Raw genomic sequence first — 20,065 nt, forward strand, 5'->3', positions numbered from 1 at the left:
AGCGCTGGCCTGACCTCCGGTTCGGAAGCGTCAGTTCTTGACCTTTTCGCCGGGATAGGCGCCCCAGACGAGCGACTGGGCGAGCCAGCCGGTATGGCCGTCGAAGGTCATTTCGCACCATTGGCCATCGCAGGACTTGATCGTGCCCATCACCCCCGGTTCGAGGATCGCGATGACGCTTGCATCTTTTGCCGGGTCGTCGAGGAGGTTGATGCGGGCGTCCTTGCCGCGCTGCCAGGGGGCGACGATCGCCGTGCGGCGGCCCGAAAGCAGCGACTGATTGATCCAGCCTTCCGAGCCGTCGGCATCGCGCACGCGGCGCCATGTATCGAACTCCTGGATGATCTCCATCGGCAGGCCTGGTTTCATGTACATCCAATCGACGGAATAGTTGACGCCCGGCCCGACGCGCGAGTTGACGCGGCCGGATTTCAGGCTGACGAAGCGCGGCAGCGGCAAGCCGCTTGGTCCGAGCGTGACGCTCTGGGCGGGGGCCGCGGCACTTTGCGCCATCACCAGTGGGCTATGGATGAGAGCGCCGAGGAATGCTGCACTGAGGGTCAGGCGGAGCGACGCGAAACCAGACACTTTCGTTCCTTTCGGCGCCGGCCCATCGGCCTTCGCGCCCCTTTTTCTTTGTCTTCGGCGGAACCACTTGTTACATGGATGACCGGTACCGCGATCGGCTCTCAGTTTCGCCGTTCTTGGTTAAAGAGGTCTCAACGAGATCGGGTTCGAGGAAACAATGGCAGGCAAAAAGAAGCCCCTCGTCGTCATCACGCGCAAGTTGCCCGACCCGGTCGAGACCCGCATGCGCGAGTTGTTCGACGCCCGGTTGAATGTCGAGGACAGGCCGATGACGCAGCCGGAACTGGTGGCGGCGGTCAAGGAGGCTGACGTGCTGGTGCCGACCGTGACCGATAATATCGACGCGGCGCTGATTGCCCAAGCCGGCGACAACCTCAAGCTGATCGCCAATTTCGGCAATGGCGTCGACAAGATCGACGTTGCGGCAGCGGCCAAGAAAGGCATCACCGTCACCAACACGCCGAACGTGCTGACCGAAGATACGGCCGACATGACCATGGCGCTGATGCTGGCCGTGCCGCGACGGCTGGCCGAAGGCGCCAACGTGCTGACCGGGGACAAGAAATGGGCGGGCTGGTCGCCGACCTGGATGCTCGGCCGTCGCATCTGGGGCAAACGGCTCGGCATTGTCGGCATGGGTCGCATCGGCACCGCCGTCGCCAGGCGCGCCAAGGCCTTTGGCCTCTCGATCCACTACCACAACCGCCACCGCGTGCTGCCGGCAATCGAGGACGAGTTGGAAGCCACATATTGGGAAAGCCTCGACCAGATGCTTGCCCGTATGGACATTATCTCGGTCAATTGCCCATCGACACCGGCAACCTTCCACCTGCTTTCGGCGCGGCGGCTGGCGCTTCTGCAACCGTCCGCTTACATAGTCAACACCGCGCGCGGCGATATCATCGATGAGGAATCGCTGGTCAAGCTCATCCATGACGGCAAGATCGCCGGCGCCGGCCTCGACGTCTACGAGCACGAGCCGGCGCTGAACAGCAAGCTTCTGAAGCTCGCCCACAAAGGCAAGGTCGTGCTGTTGCCGCATATGGGCTCGGCGACGCTCGAAGGCCGCATCGATATGGGTGAGAAGGTGATCATCAACATCCGCGCCTTCTTCGATGGCCATCGTCCGCCCGACCGCGTGCTGCCGCTGCGGGCGTGACCTGCCATCATGCCGGCATGGCCTTGCCGCGGCAGCCACTCGTTCGTCTTTGGATAGTGTTGGCTTACGAAAGCACCTTGCGCATGGTGATTGAGGTCGGCCGGTCGTAGCCCTTGTGCGCTGTCCGTTCGGTTTCGCGAAAGCCGAGTCGGGCGAAGGCAGTGTGGTTTCCGGTCAGTTCGACCCGGGTCTGGAGCTCGATGGCGGCCCGGTTGTGGCTACGGGCAAGATCTTCGACAGCCTGCATCAGCCGCTTTCCGATGCCTTGGCCCTGAAGAGTCGGCACAACCGCGAGCTTTCCAATATAGAGGTCGTCTGCGCGCTTCACGACGAAGACGCAACCGACGATCTCGTTTTCCTTCAGCGCCAGGAATCCAGTCTCCTCCAGCGCTCTAGCCCTAAGATTTTCGACAGTGAGCCGATGCGCCGAGGACGGCGGATCAATAACGCCTTCCATGAAGGCGAAGGCGCGCATGACCAGTGCCAAGACCTCGTCCCAACGGTCGAAATCGGCCGCAAGCTGCACAATGGAAACGTCGGCAGGCAGGCTCACCGGTGAGTCCGCTTGTAGCGGATCGTGTCGAAGCGTGCCGCCAGTGCATCGTAGAGCAGCAGTCGCCCGACCAGCGGCTCGCCAATCCCGGTGATCAGCTTGATCGCTTCCATGGCTTGCAGCGTGCCGATGACCCCCGTCAGCGCACCGACAATGCCGGCCACCGCGCAGGACGGCACCAGCCCCGGCGGCGGCGCTTCGGGAAAAAGATCGCGGTAGCTTGGGTTCAACGTGCCGTCCGGACCGGTTTCGAACGGCTTCAGCACCGTCACCGAGCCGTCGAAGCGGCCAACGGCGGCATGGACGAGCGGCCGGCTTTCGGCGGCGCAGGCGTCGGCCACGGCGTAGCGCGTCTCGAAATTGTCGGAGCCGTCAACGACGATGTCATAATCGGCGATGAGGGCAGGGGCGTTGTCCGCGGTCAGCCTGAAATTGTGCTCTTCCACGACGACGTTTGGATTGATGCGGATGATCGCCGCCTTGGCGCTGTCGGTTTTCGCCATGCCGACATCGCCCGTGGCGTGGATCACTTGTCGTTGCAGGTTGGAAAGCGAAACGATGTCGTCGTCGACGATACCGAGTGTGCCAATCCCTGCGGCGGCGAGATATTCGAGCACCGGCGCTCCCAACCCGCCGGCGCCGATGACCAGCACCCGCGCCCGCTTTAGCCGCTGCTGGCCGGCGCCGCCGATTTCGGGCAGCACGATGTGGCGGGCGTAGCGTTCGAGCTCTTCGTCGGTGAGGGCGGCTGTGATCATCGCCGGACCATATAACGGAGGAAAAAACTTGTCAGGCGTCAATGCATGCGGCTCAGAAATGCGTCATGGACGAAGTTCAGATGGTCGGCCTGACCTTGCCGTGATCGACGGTCAGGAACTGCGCGCGTCCCTTGAGGCTGTCAAACAACGCGGCATCGGTCCCGGTCATGAAAGCCTGGCAGTTCAGTTCCTCCAGGATCGAGAACAAGGCCGCGCGCCGGCCGCCGTCGAGGTGGGCGGCGATCTCGTCGAGCAGCAGGATCGGCGTCATGCCCGACATCTCGCCGGTTAGCCGTGCATGCGACAAGACAATGCCGACCAGCAGCGCCTTCTGCTCGCCGGTCGAGCAGAGTTCGGCCGGCATTGCCTTGGGCCGGTGGCGCACCACGAGATCGGAACGGTGCGGGCCGTCGAGCGTGCGTCCGGCGGTGCGGTCACGGTCGCGCCCTTGGGCAAGCGCACGACGGAACCGTTCCTCGACGTCGACGGCCGGCGAAATGCCGACTTCGCCTTCCAGTTCCCCCGAGATGCCGATGTCGGCTTGCGGAAACGGTCCGTCGCCGGGCAGACGGTCGATCATGGCGGCGAGCAGGCGCACCAGTTCGGCACGCGCCGCGGCAATTGCCACGCCGGTCTCCGCCATTTGCATCTCGATGGCATCGAACCAGGCACCGTCGCGCGAACCGTCGGCGAGCAGCCTGTTGCGGCCGCGCATTGCCTTTTCGTAGTCAAGCGCGCGCTGGCCGTGGCCGGGGTCGATCGCCAGCACCAGTCGGTCGAGGAAGCGCCGACGGTCGGCGGCTGGCCCGGGGAACAGGCCGTCCATGGCCGGTGTCAGCCAGACCACGCGCAGCCATTCCAGCATGTCTTCGGCTGAGCGCGCCGCCGCGCCGTTGATCCGCACCCGCCTGCCGCCTTCGCTGTCGCTGCCTGCAATCCCGGTACCGATCTCGACCTGGCCGTCCGGCCCGTCAAGCCGGGCATGCAGCGCAAAGCCACCGTCGCCGCCTTCGCGCGCCACCTCGGCATAGGGTGCGCGGCGCAGGCCGCGGCCTGGCGTGAGCAGCGAGATCGCTTCAAGCAGATTGGTCTTGCCGGCGCCATTGTCGCCGGAGAAAACCACAGCGCCGGGATCAAGGTCGATTGCCAACGCCGCATAATTGCGGAAATTCGTAAGTGTAAGCTTACTTATGTAAGTCTGCCGTGGGTTTGCAAATCTGGTCACGACAGCAGATGGCCTCGTTCGGGCCCTACACCCGCATCGGCATCAACACGTAGAGCGCGGTCTCGTCGGCCATGTCGTGGATCAGTGTCGGGGATCCGGCATCCGCCAGCATGAACTTCGCCTCCGTGCCGGTCAGTTGCGCGGCAACGTCGAGCAGGTATTTGGCGTTGAAGCCGATTTCGATCGGATCGGACGAATAGTCGGCTGCCAGTTCTTCGGTGGCGCTGCCTGAATCCGGATTGTTGACTGCAAGCGTGACCTGGCCTTCGGCGATCGAAAGCTTTACAGCCCGGCCGCGTTCGGACGAAATGGTCGAAACGCGATCGACGGCAGCGGCGAAACTCTGACGATCGATGATCAGCTTCTTGTCGTTGCCGGTCGGAATGACGCGCTGGTAGTCCGGGAAAGTGCCGTCGATCAGCTTGGAGGTCAAGATGACGCTGCCGATGGTGAAACGGATCTTGGTGTCCGACAGCTCGGTGGTCACCGCAATGTCGGGGTCGTCGACCAGCTTCTGCAACTCGCTGACCGTCTTTCGCGGGATGATGACGCCAGGCATGCCCTCGGAGCCCGCTGGTGCGTCGATCTCGGCGCGCGCCAGCCGATGGCCGTCGGTCGCGACCGAGCGCAGCTTCAGCTTGCCGCCAGCCTCGTGCGTGTGCAGATAGATGCCGTTCAGATAATAGCGCGTCTCCTCGGTCGAGATGGCGAACTGGGTCTTCTCGATGAGGCCCTTTAGCCCGAGGGAATCGAGCCGGAAAATATGCGAGAACGACCCGGCTGAAAGCTCGGGAAAGTCGGACTGCGGCAGGCACTGCAGGCGGAAGCTCGAGCGCCCCGACGTCACCGTCATGGCGTTGCCGTCTTCGTCGGTCTTCAGCGCCACCTCCGCGCCGTCGGCAAGCTTGCGCACGATGTCGTAGAGCAGATGCGCCGGAACCGTCGTCGCCCCGCCACGCTCGACCTTTGCCGGCGTTGCTTCGGTCACCTCCAGGTCGAGGTCGGTCGCCTTCATTTCAAGGCTGGCCCCCTCGGCGCTGAGCAGCACGTTCGACAGGATCGGAATGGTGTTGCGCCGCTCGACCACGCGGTGAACATGGTTGAGCGACTTCAGGAGATTTGACCGTTCCAGGATAACACGCATGACGAAACAGGCTCGCTTGAATGAATGAACGGGTCTCCGGCAAGCGGCGCCCCGCGAAAGGTCTGAACAGGCTCAGAATCTGCGTAAACTGACAGGAAAAACCCGGCAAACGCAAGCCCGCGCCACCGGTTCGGGCCGGCTGCACGGGCTTTCTGGGGATAAAAAGGCCGAAGTCCGCGAGTCGGCGTTTTTCGCGCCGTCAGGCCTGGTCGTTGATCAGCCTTCTCAGCAATTCGAGTTCCTGCGCCAGTGTGTTGTCGACGCCTGAAAGATCCTCGATCTTGCGCACGGCATGCAGCACCGTCGTATGGTCACGGCCGCCGAAACGCCGCCCGATCTCCGGCAGCGAGCGCGGCGTCATCACCTTCGACAGGTACATGGCGACCTGCCGTGGCTTGACGATGGTGCGTGTGCGCCGGTTGGACAGAAGTTCAGTCTTCGACACGTTGTAATGGCGTGCGACGATGCGCTGAATGTCCTCGATACGCACCCGCTTCGGCTCGCCGGAACGATAGATGTGGCCAAGGATCTCGTCGATGCGGTCGATGGTGATCTGCGGTTCGAAGGATTGGCGAAACAAAAGCTGGTTGAAGGCACCTTCGAGCTCGCGCCCGCTGCCGGTCACCGTGCGGGCAACGTGATTGAGGATCTCTTCGGAAATATCGAGCGACACATCGTCGAGCTTGGCGGTGGCAAGCCTGAGCTTGAGCATACCGATGCGCATGGCGAAATCCGGGGCCGACATTTCCAGCGCGACGCCGCCGTTGAGGCGCGAGCGGACGCGCGGCTCCAGCGACTCCAATTCCGACGGCGGCCGGTCGGCAGCGACCACCACTTGCTTGGCGCTGTCGAGCAGCATGTTGATCAAATGGCAGAATTCATGCTGGATCGACTTGCCCTGCAGGAACTGCATGTCGTCGATGATGAGAAGGTCGATGTCGCGAAGCTGTTCTTTCAGCGTCAGTGCGTTGTTGTCGCGAATCGCGGTGGCGAACCGCCACATGAAATATTCAGCCGTCAGATAGACGACCCGCGATTTCGGGTTCTGCTTCAGCGATTCTGCGGCGATCGCCTGCAACAGATGCGTCTTGCCCAGCCCAACCGTCGCGTGAAGAAAGAGCGGATTGAAGCGCACCGCGCTCGACTGTGATTCCGCGACCGCCTTGGCAGCGGCAAAAGCCACTCGGTTCGATGGTCCCTCGATGAAGGAGGTGAAAGTGTAGCGTGGATCGAGCGGCGAACCGAGCACATTGTGCCGGAACTCTGTCTCTGCCGGCATTCCTGGGCGGGGTGCCGGGACCCGCTCGACCCTGCTGGGGCTCGCCGTGCCCGCAGAGAGAGCGGTTTGCGTCTGCCTGGTCATCTTGCGTGCCGGGGCCACTTCCGGCTCGACGCTGTTGCGGCCCTGGCGTGTGGCGGTGCGAACGACGATCTCGATCTTGAGGATCTCCGGATCCTCGTGCTTCCACAACTCGGCGATGAGATCGAGATAGTGGCCGTTGATCCATGAACGCAGGAATGCGGTTGGCACCGAGATGCGGACAATGCCCTTGGAGGATTCAGCGACCTTCATGCGCCCGAACCAGCTCGAATAGACCTCGGTTCCCAGACGCGCCTTCAGCTGGGCCTTGACCCGATCGAACTTCTGTTCAGCTTCATTGGAAGCCGCCATGTCGTTCCTTCCGATTAACGTTCCAGGAAATGGGAGGTCGCCCGTAAGCTCCCTTTCGATGCCGCCGCTCTGCATGATCGAGTTCCTTGTCTCTTGTACCTGTTTTCCGCCGGGGATGCGCCTCCTGCATCCATGTTTCCGGCGACCGTGTCTTCGCTGCGACACCATCGCCACCGCCGGCTGATGAATCGCCTCGTTATCGGTCCGGCGCCGAAGTGCCGATCCGCCTTGGTCATGTCAGGGCAATAAAATGCCGTCCGGCGAAAAACGCCGGCGCACCGTCGACCTGCCATGTACAATTACGCCAGTCCCCTACCGTATCAAAAAGACAAACCAACCCCGTCCGCGGAGTTGAATCCGCGTTGTAAACTCTGCCAATTTGAGCTGGCCGGTTTCAGGCTGGTCAAGGGCCAAGGGCCCGTCCCTTCGATGGACAGACATTACCGAAATCGCTGTGGATAGGGCAAGGCCACCCCTAACGGATTTTTAAGGAATCTGACTAGCAAGGGACGGTTCGGACGCCATGCCGCAACAGTTGATTTTGACAAAGCCATTGTGATTCAAACCCTTTTCCGGCGAATATGAAAAAGGCCACACAACGCGAAATTTTCTGAAATAATTCACTTGACAGCCAATTGTCGCCTATCGACCGCAGCCGATGTGAACAAGCTGTGGATCACCATCTGTAAACTGCTGAAAAGAAACGGTAATCTGTGACGCTCGGAAATTTTCGCATTGGCGGGTTCGAAGGCTGCGAATATCAGCGGGCATGTATATGCCGGCAAAGCATTTCGAACTTTGAAATGCACGCGGAGCGCCGTTTTGCGGGCTTTCTTTTAAGTACTTGCCGGCAAACGAAAAAACCCGGCGCGATCGGCCGGGTTTGAAGAAGCGCAGTTCAGGAAAAGGTATATTAGGCCGACAGCACCTTGACCCGTTGGGCCAGCCGCGACACCTTGCGCGATGCAGTGTTCTTGTGCACCACGCCCTTGGTCGCGGCCCGCATCAATTCCGGCTCGGCCACCTTGAAGGCAGCCTGTGCGGCCGCCTTGTCGCCAGCCGCGAGCGCCTCTTCGACCTGGCGGATGTAGGTCCGGACGCGGGAGCGACGGTTCTTGTTGATCGCTGCGCGACGGGCGATCTTGCGCGTTGCCTTTTTGGCCGAGGAGGTATTGGCCATGGTGCCTCTCTTCTGATCTGGTGGGCGCTTGCGGGATACCGCGGGGCGCAAAAAACAAACGGGCAGCCACAGGGCCGCCTCGGTTGGTGCGGCTTATAGTTCAGCTTTTCCGGCGCGTCAACGCTGCGGCGCTTTCTTTTTGGCCGGTGCCTTCGTCATCTCATCGGTTCGTGAAATTCGGCTTCCGCTTGCCGGTGAAGGCCGCCATGCCTTCCTTCTGGTCGTCCAGCGCAAACAGCGAATGAAACAGCCGGCGCTCGAACCGCAGGCCCTCGGTGAGCGTCGTCTCATAGGCGCGGTTGACGGCCTCCTTCGCCATCATCACCGATGGCAAGGAAAAACCGGCGATCTTGGCCGCTGCCTTAAGCGCTTCCTCGATCAACTCGCCGGCTGGCACGACGCGCGAGACCAGGCCGGAACGCTCGGCCTCGGCTGCGTCCATCATTCGCCCCGTCAGGCACATATCCATCGCCTTCGACTTGCCGACGAAGCGGGTCAGGCGCTGCGATCCGCCCATGCCGGGCATGACACCCAGCGTGATCTCGGGTTGGCCAAACTTGGCGGTATCGGCGGCGATGATGAAATCGCACATCATCGCCAGTTCGCAGCCGCCGCCCAGAGCGTAGCCCGCCACCGCCGCGATGATCGGCTTTCGTGCCCGCGTAAATTCTTCCCAGCCGACGAAGAAATCCTGCAGATAGGCATCCACATAGGAGATCGACTGCATTTCCTTGATATCGGCACCTGCGGCGAAAGCCTTTTCCGAACCAGTGATGACCATAGCGCCGATGTCGGCATTTGCGCCCATGCTGTTCACCGACGCAACCAGTTCCGCCAGCACTTGTGAATTCAGCGCATTGAGCGCTTGCGGCCGGTTCAGCGTAATCAGCCCGACCTTGCCGCGGGTCTCGACGATGATGGTTTCATAGCCCATGCTTGCTCCTCCTCGCTTGTGTTTCAAGCCTGACAGGTCCGGCAGTGGAAGGTTGAGCGACCGCTTTGCACGATACGCTCGATGTGCCCGCCACAACCAGGCTTGGAGCAGGCCTCGCCCTCGCGATCATAAACCGCGAAGGAATGCTGGAAGTAGCCCAGCGATCCATCGGTCTGCATATAATCGCGCAACGACGAGCCGCCGGCGGCGATCGCGTCGGCGACGACCGAGCGGATTGCTTCGGCCAGGCGTTCGCTCTGTTCTCTGGCTTTCTTGCCGGCTCTCGCGAGCGTGCCCGCTTTGCGCAGCGGTGACAGGCCGGCCCGCCAAAGCGCTTCCGAGACGTAGATATTGCCTAGCCCGGCGATCAGCCGTTGGTCGAGAAGTGCCGCCTTCAGCGGTGACTTGCGACCTTTCAGCAGCGAAGCGAGCAGAGCGCCGTCCAGTGCATTGCCTGTAGGCTCGACACCTAATCCCGCCAGCATCGGATGCATGTCTGGCTCGTCTTCCGAAAACAGCATGAACCCGAAGCGGCGCGGGTCGTTGAAGATCACGCGAGAGCGGACGCCGGCAGGTGATGTGATGTCGAAGACGACGTGATCGTGAGCGGTGTTTTTCGAACGTTCATAGTGGAACGCGCCGGGTGTTGCACTCTCGTCGGCCGTTTCGACGCGAAACGAACCCGACATGCCGAGATGGCAGATCAGCACCGGGCCATTGTCCAGGTGCATCGTCAGATATTTGGCGCGGCGGCCGAGCGCTGCAATCGTCTTGCCGGTCAGCCGCTCCGAAAATCTCTCGGGGAATGGAAACCGCAAATCGGGCCGGCGTGCCTCGACACCGACGATGCGGGCACCTTCAAGGACCGGCTGCAGACCGCGCCTGACTGTCTCGACCTCCGGCAGCTCAGGCATGGCCGCTTATCGTGGCATGGAAGGAGGTGCCGTATGGGCCGGGCGCCAGCCCGAGATGTTCGGCCACGGTTTCGCCGATGTCGGCAAATGTCGTCCTCAGTCCAATGTCCGCGCCTTTGAAACCCGGCCGTGTGCCGATAACCGGAATACGCTCGCGTGTGTGGTCGGTGCCGCGCCACGTCGGATCGTTGCCGTGATCGGCGGTCAAAATGAGCAGATCGCCTGGCCTCAGCCGCGCGAATGCCTCCGGCAGGCGCCGGTCGAAAGCTTCGAGTGCGGCGGCATACCCCGCGACGTCGCGCCGATGTCCGAACTCGGTATCAAAGTCGACAAAGTTCGCGAAGACGAAGTCGCCGTCGCGGGCATCTTCCATGGCGCCAAGCGCTTTGTCGAACATCGCCATGTTGCCGGCAGCCTTGCGGACTTCCGAGATCCCCCGATGGGCGAAGATGTCGCCGATCTTGCCGATTGCGATAACCCGGCTGCCGCGCGCCGTCAGCCGGTCGAGCAGCGTCGGTTCCGGCGGCGGTACGGCATAGTCGCGACGATTATGCGTTCGCGCGAACGTGGCGGCGGTTTCACCGATAAACGGTCGTGCGATGACGCGCCCGATATTCAGCGGATCGACCAGCCCGCGCACTATCTTGCAGAAGTCGTAAAGCCGTTCCAGGCCGAAATGAACCTCATGCGCGGCGATCTGCAGGACGGAGTCGACCGAGGTGTAGCAAATCGGCTTGCCGGTGCGGATATGGTCTTCGCCGAACCGTTCGATGATCTCGGTGCCGGGGGCATGACAATTGCCGAGAATGCCGGGCACCTTCCCTTCACGCACCATTGCTTCGGTCAACTCGGCTGGAAAGGCGGGAATCGTGTCGGGGAAGTAACCCCAGTCGAAACGGACCGGCAGGCCGGCTATTTCCCAATGGCCCGATGGCGTGTCCTTGCCGCTCGAAACCTCCTGTGCCGCGCCGTGAAAGGCGGCGGCAAACTCGACGCTGCCGCCATTCTCGAACCTGAAACCCGTCGCCGTTGCCGCGGCATGGCCGAGGCCGAGCGATAGCATGTTTGGTACAAGAAGCGGTCCGCCACGCAGGTCTTCGCGATCGGCGCGGCCTTCCGCGCAGGCCTGCGCGATGTGTGCGAACGTGTTGGAGCCAGTGTCGCCATAGCGTTCGGCATCGGCCGCGCCGCCGATGCCGAAGGAGTCAAGGACAAAAAGGGAGGCGCGTGCCATCAAAGGTTCATCATTGCCTGGGTGTTGACTCAGACATAGGGTTCCGCGCTGCCGTTGGCAATTCGGAAACCCGAACGGCACGGCTTGGCGTGCTGGTCCGGGAGAAACGAATCGCGGCATGGTCGATCTGCCGATCGAAATGCGCGGCATGGAGCTCGCATGAGGCCTGCCCTGAAAGCATTCGCTGCCGTACTGGCCTTGCTGCTGGATGCATCTTGCGCGAACCTGGCGCGTGCCGATTGGCGCGATGATATCGGAACGTTCCGTATCGGTATCGTCGCCGAGCCTGGCGCCGGCAACACCGTTCCAGGTCTGGCGCTGCTGACCGACGCCTGTACCAAAGCGCTCGGCATGAAGGTGGAGTTTGTCGTTGCCCGCGACTATACGTCGTTGATCGAGGCGCAGGCCAATGCGCGGATCGAATATGCAATCTATTCGGCAACCGCCTACGCCGCCGCCTCCGAACGGTGCGGATGTGTCGAACCTCTCGCGGCGCCGCTCGATTCCGGCGGTGCCATCGGCATCCGCTCCGTACTGCTGACGCGCGACGGGAGGGTTCCCGATCTGATGGCCATGGCAGTCCATCGGGTCGTCATGGCGCCTTTCGACAGCGTCGGTGGTGCTTTGTTGCCGCTTGCCGGGCTGGCTGCAGACGGGGTCAACGTGGCGGAAGATGCGCCGTTTTTGACCCACGCCAATTCGGCTGCCGCAACTGAAGCAATGCTGGTCGAGGGCGAGGCCGATGCCATATTCGGCTGGATCCCGGCTGTGGCAGAGGGACGGCCAAATCCTCCTGGCGGCACGGTGGCGAGGCTCGAGGCCGCAGGGCTCTCGAAATCGTCGCTTCAGGTCGTATGGACCTCAGGCCTGCTGAGGTATGGTCCGCACGCCGTCCGCAGCGATCTGGACCCCGAAGCCAAGCGCCGGCTCACCGTCTTTCTCACCAATCTCAGATCAGCCGCGCCGGACATTTACGATCTTCTGGAGCCGAGACACTCCGGCGGGTTCGCCGTTGCCGGTCCGAGGGATTATGTGCTGGCTGCGGCCATCGTGCACCTGGTCTCGGCCCGCGGTCGCAAGCAATAGCTACAGCCCGGTTAGCGGGCTTCAGGCGTCAGCAATCGCTGCACGGAATGGTCGGGCTCCTTCGCGGCCGTAGATAATAAGTTTCCGCCATCGATATCGAATTGAAGGCCGAGCTCAACCCGAACCGGCTTTGGCCATCCGCCGACCAGGTGATGATTGGCTTGTAGGCGAGATCGCTTTCGACCCGAATGAGGAAAGTGCCTTTGATCTTGAGCGCGCTCGGGACCGTTGTGGCGGAATCCTTGATGGCGTCGACGCTAGAGACACCATCGACTACTTTGCGCGACCACACGACCAAGACTTTCGGCGTCGTCTCGTCCGTGACCTGTATCGCCGTAATGATGATCTTCGGTTTCGAACGATTATAGGGCTGAAGCGTGGAACTGCCGATCGCGATGATGGCATCGAGATCGGCCGCCTTGATGGTCTGCTGCTGCGTGACAAGGTCCGCTACCATGCTGCCGATGCGGCTGACCTTCTTGCTGGTCTCGATGGCTTGCGAGGCTTCCATGGTCATAAAGTACATGATCAACAGGACAGGCACGATGAGGGCAAACTCGACAGCCGCAATACCGCGGCGATCCGAGCAAAGCCGGACTGCTCTTGTACAAATCTCTGCGATGCCCAGCTGTGCCCCCGCACGAATCATGGCTTTGCCCTTTTCAAGCGACTAGGTGGTTCAGTTGTCGAACGGCTCGTTCTGCCAAGTGATCGAAGCGAAATGCAGCGTTTTGCCGTCCTTCAGATTGGCCATCGACTTGGCCATGAAGTCGGTCATCACCGGCCATTTGTAAAAAACCCGCAGCATGTTTCTCGACTCTGCCAGGCCTGGTGCGACGGTGAAGGTCTGTGTGCTCGTGCCCTTGGTCAACACGACGTCGCCATCCTGGATCTTGAAACCGGCCAGCGCCGCATCGGCGAAGGTCGGATATTCGCGCAAATCCACCAGCAATCCGGGACAGGTCTTGGCGACCATGATCTCCAACTTGGTGCAGATCATATCCCGCAGCTTGGTCCCGGACACATCGGCCGGTCTTAATTGGCCGGTACGCAGTTGGCGCGCGATGTCGTCTGTGGCGTTTGCCATCACCTCTTGTGCGGCAAATGAAATACAGCTCTCCAGGATGGCGAAGACAAGAAGCGCGAATGGAATTGCAAGCATGGCGAATTCGATCGCCGTGCTTCCGCGTCGGTCGCCCAAAAACCTTCCGGGAAAACCTGCTCGTCCTGCCTTGCTCATGTCCTCTACCCGCCGATTCCAGTTCTGCATCGGATCCCACCATTAGTCGGAACCGATTGAAGTCCGGTTGGAATGACCGTTAAATTCGGCGGAAAGGCCTTAACCAGGCAATAACCGAAGCGTTCCCGCAAAGGGTGGAGAAGTCGGCTAGCTAATGCCCGGCGCTCATCTCGGCCTCAGAGGCCTTCTCGGCATCGCTCTTGTACGAGCTTTCGCAATATGGCGCGCAGGACATGGTCTGTACTTCGGCACGCCGATAGATGCGCACCGACGACGCTGCCTGGCGCACGACCGTTATTTGCTCATCGACGATCGGGTTGCCCTCCTGATCGAGGACGACAAGATTGGTGACGCCAAATCCCTTGCCGGTCAGTACGATCGTCGATGCGTCCTGCACGGAGGCGTCAGCGATCGCCGGATTGCCGACGACAATCGTATCGGCGGCGCGCGACAATTTGACGATCTTTGCCTGGTTCATCGTGACCTCGATGCCGGCGCCTGCCTTGGCTGGAACGGCGAAAGCCGCTGCGGCAAGAACCACGGCAATTGGAAATGACGATCTCGGCCCGGCCATTGAGGCGCTCCCCGGCAACAAACTGTTCAACAGAACATGAACGAGATTGGTGAACCAACCGTTAAGCGGCTGGAGTTCAGGATTAAGCCGGAACCGGCATTGGGCTAGCAGGCACGGCTCAAACCTCTTTGCCGAATTGCGCCTTTTGCGCCCTTTGTTAGCCTGTGGACCCAGTGGCCGGTATTTTAGTCCTGGGTTAACTACGCAATGTCATCGAAGCGGGAAAGGAATCGGTAAGCCTGTTTATTAAGCCGATCGAAACAGCTTCCGCTTACATTCGCAGCATCCGATCAGCCATCAAGAGAAGTTGACGGAAGTGCTGTAACAATTGGAGTAGGAGCTCGAATGTCTAACCTCATCGCACGTTTTGTGAAGGACGAATCCGGCGCGACCGCTATCGAATACGGTCTGATCGCCGCCCTCATCGCGCTCGCCATCATGGTTGGCGCCGGCTCGCTCGGCAACGCGCTGAACGCCAAGTTCGACAAGATCGCCAGCAAGGTCAACGGCGTCAATTAAGCTACGCGGCCAGTCACTTTTCAAGAACAGGGGCCGCTCCGTTGCGGCCCTTGTTGCATTATAGTAACAAAACACTTTGAAGTCTCATCAATCGTTAATAGAATGTGCCTAGGTTAGGCCAGGTACAATTTGACCACAGGCGCGCGTCCATGCTTGAAGCCGTGATCTTCGTCGTCTTTCCGTTCTGCATGCTTTTTGCCGCGATCTCCGACATGCTGTCGATGACGATCGCCAATCGCGTGCCTGTGCTGCTTGTGGTTGTCTTCGCCTTGGTAGCGCCTTTGACCGGCATGGATTGGGCCACCTATGGCTGGCATTTCGCCGCCGCCGGCCTGGTTCTCGCGGTGACGTTCGGCCTGTTCGCGCTTGGCGGCATGGGCGGCGGCGACGCGAAGCTTCTGGCCGCCACTGCCATGTGGATGGGACTGAATGTCCATCTCATCGAATATCTCGTCGCCTCGACATTCATAGGCGGCTTGCTGACGCTTGCCATTCTCGCCTATCGAAAATCGCTGCTTGCCGCCGTCACAAGCCACAATCCGTTCCTGCGCCATTTCGCCGATGACGCGACCGGTGTTCCGTACGGCATTGCGCTTGGCATTGGCGGTCTGCTTACCTATCCGGACTCGCCATTGATGGCCTGGGCTCTCGCCAGGCTGGCGGGCTGATTTGCGTTACTCCGTTTGCGCCGGGCCTGGCGAGTTGGCGACGTCTTTCCTTCGGGCCGCGCTTGGTCGCTCTAATTTATGTAAACGTTAAATTAATCACGATCGTAAGTATAACATTAACCTTGTTTTGACGATTGCCGCTGCAAAGTCCGGCTTGGCCAGGTGGTTTGCCAAGGGCGAGGTTCGGACAGATGCCAGCATCCCGATTGATTATTCTAGGCGTGGCGATAGCCGCGGCCGGAGGTGCAGGCTATGTCGCGAAGAACATGGTCGCGCCTCCGCCGCCTCCGGTTGTCGATTCCGGCCCCCAAGCGCCGGCGATCGCGCTGCAGGACGTGCTTGTCCTTTCCGGCGATGTTCCGATGGGCAGTCCGCTAGAGAACAACATTTCCTGGGAGTCATGGCCGTCCGCCGGCATCAACGCAAATTTCATCACCCGCGCCGCCGAGCCTGAAGCGCTGGATAAGCTTAAGGGCGGCGTCGCGCGCGTGGCGCTGTATGCCGGTGAGCCGTTGCGGCGCTCGAAATTGATCGGTGAGGGGCAAAGCTTCATGTCGTCGATCCTGCCCTCCGGCATGCGGGCTGTCGCAACAAGCATCTCGGCCGACACTTCGGCCGGTGGCTTTATTCTTCCCAACGATTTCGTCGACGTCATCATGACCCGCAGAGCCGATACCGCCAATGGCGGTAGTCCGGGCTTTACGACCGAGACTATCCTCAAGAACATTCGCGTCCTGGCGATCGACCAGACCATTCAGGAGGATGAGGAAGGCAAGAAGACCAGGGTCGGCCAGACCGCCACCCTGGAACTGACGCCGCAGCAGTCCGAGATCATCACCGTCGCTCAGCAGATGGCGGATCGCCTGACATTGGCACTGCGCTCAATCAAGGACAGCCAGGACAAGAATGTGGGGGAGGCCGACTACCTGGTTTCCGGCAATGGTCGGCGCGGAACGGTGCGGTTGATCAAGTCGGGCGAAGTTTCCGAAGTGGGGGCGAGGAAATGAAGCTAAAAACCAAACTGCCGGTCACCTTGGCTGCGGCGATCGGCCTGTTTCTCCTTGGAACGAATGCGTATGGCACTCTCGATGCCCATGCGGCGAACAATGCCAGGGTCACAGCCTCGACGGCCACCCAGCGAGTGAAGCTCGGGCTCAACAAATCGGTGGTCATCGACCTGCCGAGCGATGCCTACGATATTCTCGTTGCCAACCCCGCGGTAGCCGATGCGGTGACCCGCACCGCCAGGCGCATCTATCTATTCGGAAAGGCGGTCGGCGAGACCAACATCTTCGTCTTTGGCCCGAATGGCGAACAGATCGTCAGCCTTGATCTGGCGGTCGAACGCGATGTTGCCGGGCTTGAGGACTATATCAAGCGCTTCATCCCGTCATCGGAGATCAAGGTCGAACTGCTGAACGACAATGTCGTTCTGACCGGAACCGTTGACACTCCGCTGGACGCCAAGCGTGCGCAAGACCTGGCGGAGATCTTCGTCTCAGGCGGCGAAGCGACCACGGGTCAATATTCGCAGACCGCTGCCGGCGGCTCCGCCGATGCCGGCGTCGACATCAACAATCCGGACACCGAGCGCCGGGTCAGCAAGATCGTCAACCTGCTGCAGATTATCGGCGACGACCAGGTGACGCTCAAGGTGACGGTTGCCGAAGTCAGCCGCTCGGTGATGAAGCAGCTCGGCGTCAACATGATCGGCAGCGGCAGCAGCAACGGCATCAGCTGGAGCGCGTTAAGCGACAATTTCACCGGTTTAGGCAAGTCGCTGTCGAACTCGGGCCTCTCTATCAGCAGCTCGACGCTGCAGGCCTATATCAACGCCATGGAACAGTCCGGCGTCATGAAGACTCTCGCCGAGCCAACATTGACGGCCGTATCCGGCGAGAAGGCGACCTTCAAGGTCGGAGGTGAATATAACATGGTGACCGGCGTTTCCGAAGCCGTCTCCAACGATAACCAGACAGGTCTGAAAACCTATTCAGTCGAGAAGATCGAATATGGTATTGGCCTGGAATTTCAGCCGGTGGTGCTGTCTCCCGGCCGCATCAGCCTGAAAGTCAGGACGTCGGTCTCCGAGCCGACAACGGAAGGGTCAGTATCTTATTCCGAAGGCGTAAAAAGCCTTGGCATGAACGCCCTGTCGCTTCGCAAACGCTTGGCCGACACGACGGTGGAACTGCCTTCGGGCGGCTCGATGATGATTGCCGGGCTCGTCCGCGACGATGTCAGGCAAGCCGTCAACGGCTTGCCTGGCCTGACAAAGATTCCAGTGCTCGGCGCGCTCTTCCGCAGCAGGGATTTCGTTCGCAACGAGACCGAGCTCGTCATCATCATCACGCCCTATCTGGTGAAGCCGGTGGCGCGCAACGACCTTGCCAAGCCTGACGACAATTTCAACGCCGCCAGCGACGGGGCCGCCATGTTCCTTGGACGCGTCAACCGCGTCTACGGCACCATGCAGACCGACAAGCCCAACGGCCGTTATCACGGCGTTGTCGGCTTCATCTACAAGTAAGCGGGGAAGCGGACATGTCTCAGTCAGCATCGAAGACAAAGGCGATCACCGCGATGCGGTCGGTCCATTTGCGAATCTGGCGGCCTGCCGTTCCCATCATGGCGGTCGTGATGGCGGCATCACTGGCCGGCTGCGCCAATCGCGACAGCGTCACGGTCGGTGCCATACCGGACGACTATCGCACCACCCATCCGATCGTCATCGCCGAGAAGATCCAGAAGATCGACCTTCCGGTCGGCGCCGGCGACCGTGGCATGACCAGATTCCAGCGCGACACGCTCCTGGGCTTTCTGGACGGATACGACAGGAGCGCGGCTCCGGTGCTGACGATTGAGGTCCCGAGCGGCTCGGCTAACGAAATCGCAGCGGCCGCGGCCGGTCGCGATTTCGCCAGGCTTGCCATAGCCAGCGGCATCAGCCGGAAGCGGATCGCCGTGCGGTCCTATCAATCCGTTTCGGCCGAAGCGTCCGCCCCGGTCCGTGTCGCCTACGTCTCGGTGAAGGCTCAGACGGACAAATGCGGGCGCTGGCCGGAAGACCTTCTGGAGACTTCGGAAAACAAGCATTATGCCGATTTCGGCTGTTCGTACCAAAACAACCTTGCCGCCCAGATGGCCAATCCGGCCGATCTGATCGGGCCGCGCAAACAGACTCCCATCGACGCGGCAAATCGGAGCGCGGTGATCGACGTCTATCGCGACAGAGGAATTTCGGACGAACTCCTCGGCAATTCGGAAGTCGAATATTAACGAGTGTTGAGGCTCAACAGACCTAAGCCGCGCAAGTCACTGAAAGAGATGACAATGAGCAATCTTGCCTATGACACAGAGGTAGCAGGCGGCGAAACCTCGGAGCAGGATATTGCCGCGATGCAGGCGTTGCGGCCGATCCCGCGCATTTCGATCCAGGCGTTCTGCGAGACCGAAGGCGTAGCCAATCCGGTCGAGCGCGCTGGCGAGGATCGCCGTATGGCCAAGGCCCATCTGAAGGTGCATATGGGGGGCATCCCCACCGCTATCGAATTCTACCAGTCTGCGCCGACACCGAACCTGATCCTGCTTGAATCGCGCAGCGAGCCGAAGCTGTTGCTGGAACAACTCGCCCAGCTCTCCGAGCACTGCGATCCGACCTCCAAGGTGGTGGTTGTCGGCCATTACAACGATGTCGGCCTGTATCGCGAACTCATCCGATCGGGCATTTCCGAATATGTCATCGCCCCGGTATCGATGGCCGACATCGTCAGCGTGGTGTCCTCGATCTTCGTTGATCCGGAAGCTGAGCCGATCGGCCGCTCGATTGCCTTCATCGGCGCCAAGGGCGGCGTCGGCTCCTCGACAATAGCCCATAATGTGGCTTGGGCCATGTCGTCCCTTTTCAAGTCCGAAGTGGTTGTCGCCGATCTCGACCTCGCCTTCGGAACGGCCAACATCAATTTCGACCAGGACCCGGCGCAGGGCATTGCCGAGGCGGTCTTCTCGCCGGAACGCGTCGACGAGGTCTATCTCGACCGGCTGCTCGCCCAATGCGCCGAGCACCTGTCGCTGCTTGCGGCACCTTCGACCCTGGAGCGGGTCTACGATTTCGAGCCCGACGCCTTCACCCAGCTTATCGACATAGCCCAGCGTAGCGCGCCGCTCCTCGTGCTCGATGTTCCCCACGTCTGGGCCGGCTGGACCAAGAACACGCTGGTCAAGGCCGACGAGATCGTCATCACGGCGACGCCCGAACTGGCCAATCTGCGAAACACAAAGAACCTGGTCGACATGCTGAAGCGGCTTCGTCCAAACGATCCTGCGCCAAAGCTTGTGATCAACCAGGCCGGTGTGCCGAAACGTCCCGAGATTACGCCGTCCGATTTCTCCGAATCGCTCGGCCTTTCGCCGATGTCGGTCATCCCGTTCGAGCCGCTTTTGTTCGGAAATGCCGCCAACAACGGACGTATGCTCGGTGAGATGGATGCCAAGAGCCCCGTCGTCGCCACGATCAACGAGATTGCCCATGTGCTGACGGGGCGCAGCGAAATCAAGGTGAAGAAAAAGGCTGGCCTCGGCAACCTGCTCGGCAAGCTTTCGCGCAACAAGAAGTGA

Annotated in this window: 21 protein-coding genes; 8 read left to right on the forward strand and 13 right to left on the reverse strand. The window is 61.0% G+C overall.

Annotation, left to right across the window (positions count from 1 at the left end):
- Positions 1 to 30: 30 nt before the first annotated feature.
- A complete protein-coding gene (locus tag NKH01_RS12720) occupies positions 31 to 588 on the reverse strand; it encodes an SH3 domain-containing protein (RefSeq protein ID WP_023719551.1) in 558 nt (185 codons plus the stop codon).
- A gap of 157 nt (positions 589 to 745) precedes the next feature.
- Here NKH01_RS12720 and NKH01_RS12725 point away from each other — a divergent pair, with 157 nt between their 5' ends.
- A complete protein-coding gene (locus tag NKH01_RS12725; protein WP_352470076.1) occupies positions 746 to 1,747 on the forward strand; it encodes a 2-hydroxyacid dehydrogenase in 1,002 nt (333 codons plus the stop codon).
- Between the two features lie 64 nt (positions 1,748 to 1,811).
- Here the strand turns inward: NKH01_RS12725 and NKH01_RS12730 are convergent, their stop codons facing one another.
- The 9 genes from NKH01_RS12730 to NKH01_RS12770 all read right to left on the reverse strand — a co-directional run bounded on the left by NKH01_RS12730 (position 1,812) and on the right by NKH01_RS12770 (position 11,361).
- A complete protein-coding gene (locus tag NKH01_RS12730) occupies positions 1,812 to 2,300 on the reverse strand; it encodes a GNAT family N-acetyltransferase (protein WP_352641446.1) in 489 nt (162 codons plus the stop codon).
- Positions 2,297 to 3,058, reverse strand: coding sequence for a molybdopterin-synthase adenylyltransferase MoeB (locus NKH01_RS12735; RefSeq protein ID WP_352641448.1), 762 nt, complete (start codon positions 3,056 to 3,058; stop codon positions 2,297 to 2,299). Before NKH01_RS12735 ends, NKH01_RS12730 begins: the two co-directional genes overlap by 4 nt.
- 76 nt (positions 3,059 to 3,134) lie before the next feature.
- Positions 3,135 to 4,283, reverse strand: coding sequence for a DNA replication/repair protein RecF (recF, locus tag NKH01_RS12740; RefSeq protein ID WP_352493777.1), 1,149 nt, complete (start codon positions 4,281 to 4,283; stop codon positions 3,135 to 3,137).
- A gap of 25 nt (positions 4,284 to 4,308) precedes the next feature.
- Complete coding sequence (gene dnaN / locus NKH01_RS12745; RefSeq protein WP_023719546.1) at positions 4,309 to 5,427, reverse strand: DNA polymerase III subunit beta; 1,119 nt, start codon at positions 5,425 to 5,427, stop codon at positions 4,309 to 4,311.
- Between the two features lie 199 nt (positions 5,428 to 5,626).
- Positions 5,627 to 7,174 carry a chromosomal replication initiator protein DnaA gene (dnaA, locus tag NKH01_RS12750; RefSeq protein WP_031194174.1) on the reverse strand — a complete coding sequence of 516 codons (1,548 nt, stop codon included), beginning with the start codon at positions 7,172 to 7,174 and terminating at the stop codon, positions 5,627 to 5,629.
- Between the two features lie 838 nt (positions 7,175 to 8,012).
- Positions 8,013 to 8,279 (reverse strand): 30S ribosomal protein S20, encoded by a 267-nt coding sequence (rpsT, locus tag NKH01_RS12755; protein WP_023676922.1) that lies wholly within the window; start codon positions 8,277 to 8,279, stop codon positions 8,013 to 8,015.
- 160 nt (positions 8,280 to 8,439) lie between these two features.
- A complete protein-coding gene (locus NKH01_RS12760) occupies positions 8,440 to 9,213 on the reverse strand; it encodes an enoyl-CoA hydratase (RefSeq protein ID WP_023719544.1) in 774 nt (257 codons plus the stop codon).
- A gap of 23 nt (positions 9,214 to 9,236) precedes the next feature.
- The gene (gene mutM / locus NKH01_RS12765) at positions 9,237 to 10,127 is read right to left on the reverse strand and encodes a bifunctional DNA-formamidopyrimidine glycosylase/DNA-(apurinic or apyrimidinic site) lyase (protein WP_023719543.1); all 891 of its coding nucleotides are present in this window, start codon (positions 10,125 to 10,127) and stop codon (positions 9,237 to 9,239) included.
- The gene (locus NKH01_RS12770) at positions 10,120 to 11,361 is read right to left on the reverse strand and encodes a phosphopentomutase (RefSeq protein ID WP_353020357.1); all 1,242 of its coding nucleotides are present in this window, start codon (positions 11,359 to 11,361) and stop codon (positions 10,120 to 10,122) included. The genes mutM and NKH01_RS12770 overlap by 8 nt, the downstream gene beginning before the upstream one ends.
- Positions 11,362 to 11,520: 159 nt before the next feature.
- Here NKH01_RS12770 and NKH01_RS12775 point away from each other — a divergent pair, with 159 nt between their 5' ends.
- On the forward strand, positions 11,521 to 12,447 hold the full coding sequence (locus tag NKH01_RS12775) for a phosphate/phosphite/phosphonate ABC transporter substrate-binding protein (protein ID WP_353020358.1): 927 nt from the start codon (positions 11,521 to 11,523) through the stop codon (positions 12,445 to 12,447).
- A 28-nt stretch (positions 12,448 to 12,475) separates the two neighbouring features.
- On the opposite strand, the gene NKH01_RS12780 is transcribed toward NKH01_RS12775, so the two are convergent.
- The 3 genes from NKH01_RS12780 to NKH01_RS12790 all read right to left on the reverse strand — a co-directional run bounded on the left by NKH01_RS12780 (position 12,476) and on the right by NKH01_RS12790 (position 14,261).
- Positions 12,476 to 13,096 carry a TadE/TadG family type IV pilus assembly protein gene (locus tag NKH01_RS12780; RefSeq protein WP_023719540.1) on the reverse strand — a complete coding sequence of 207 codons (621 nt, stop codon included), beginning with the start codon at positions 13,094 to 13,096 and terminating at the stop codon, positions 12,476 to 12,478.
- Positions 13,097 to 13,126: 30 nt separating this feature from the next.
- On the reverse strand, positions 13,127 to 13,687 hold the full coding sequence (locus NKH01_RS12785) for a TadE/TadG family type IV pilus assembly protein (protein ID WP_031194173.1): 561 nt from the start codon (positions 13,685 to 13,687) through the stop codon (positions 13,127 to 13,129).
- Between the two features lie 151 nt (positions 13,688 to 13,838).
- Entirely contained in the window at positions 13,839 to 14,261 is a 423-nt protein-coding gene (locus NKH01_RS12790) for a pilus assembly protein N-terminal domain-containing protein (RefSeq protein WP_023719538.1), read from the reverse strand.
- A gap of 345 nt (positions 14,262 to 14,606) precedes the next feature.
- Between NKH01_RS12790 and NKH01_RS12795 the strand changes: the two genes are divergently transcribed.
- From NKH01_RS12795 to NKH01_RS12820, 6 genes are all read left to right on the forward strand, one after another.
- On the forward strand, positions 14,607 to 14,780 hold the full coding sequence (locus tag NKH01_RS12795) for a Flp family type IVb pilin (protein WP_023719537.1): 174 nt from the start codon (positions 14,607 to 14,609) through the stop codon (positions 14,778 to 14,780).
- 149 nt (positions 14,781 to 14,929) lie between these two features.
- The gene (locus tag NKH01_RS12800) at positions 14,930 to 15,448 is read left to right on the forward strand and encodes an A24 family peptidase (RefSeq protein WP_023719536.1); all 519 of its coding nucleotides are present in this window, start codon (positions 14,930 to 14,932) and stop codon (positions 15,446 to 15,448) included.
- Positions 15,449 to 15,639: 191 nt separating this feature from the next.
- Complete coding sequence (cpaB, locus tag NKH01_RS12805) at positions 15,640 to 16,455, forward strand: Flp pilus assembly protein CpaB (protein ID WP_023719535.1); 816 nt, start codon at positions 15,640 to 15,642, stop codon at positions 16,453 to 16,455.
- Complete coding sequence (locus NKH01_RS12810; protein ID WP_023719534.1) at positions 16,452 to 17,978, forward strand: type II and III secretion system protein family protein; 1,527 nt, start codon at positions 16,452 to 16,454, stop codon at positions 17,976 to 17,978. The genes cpaB and NKH01_RS12810 overlap by 4 nt, the downstream gene beginning before the upstream one ends.
- A gap of 14 nt (positions 17,979 to 17,992) precedes the next feature.
- A complete protein-coding gene (locus NKH01_RS12815) occupies positions 17,993 to 18,727 on the forward strand; it encodes a CpaD family pilus assembly protein (protein WP_023719533.1) in 735 nt (244 codons plus the stop codon).
- 54 nt (positions 18,728 to 18,781) lie between these two features.
- Complete coding sequence (locus NKH01_RS12820; protein WP_023719532.1) at positions 18,782 to 20,065, forward strand: CpaE/TadZ family protein; 1,284 nt, start codon at positions 18,782 to 18,784, stop codon at positions 20,063 to 20,065.

Source organism: Mesorhizobium sp. M1403 (assembly GCF_040317695.1).
Taxonomy (GTDB): Bacteria; Pseudomonadota; Alphaproteobacteria; order Rhizobiales; family Rhizobiaceae; genus Mesorhizobium.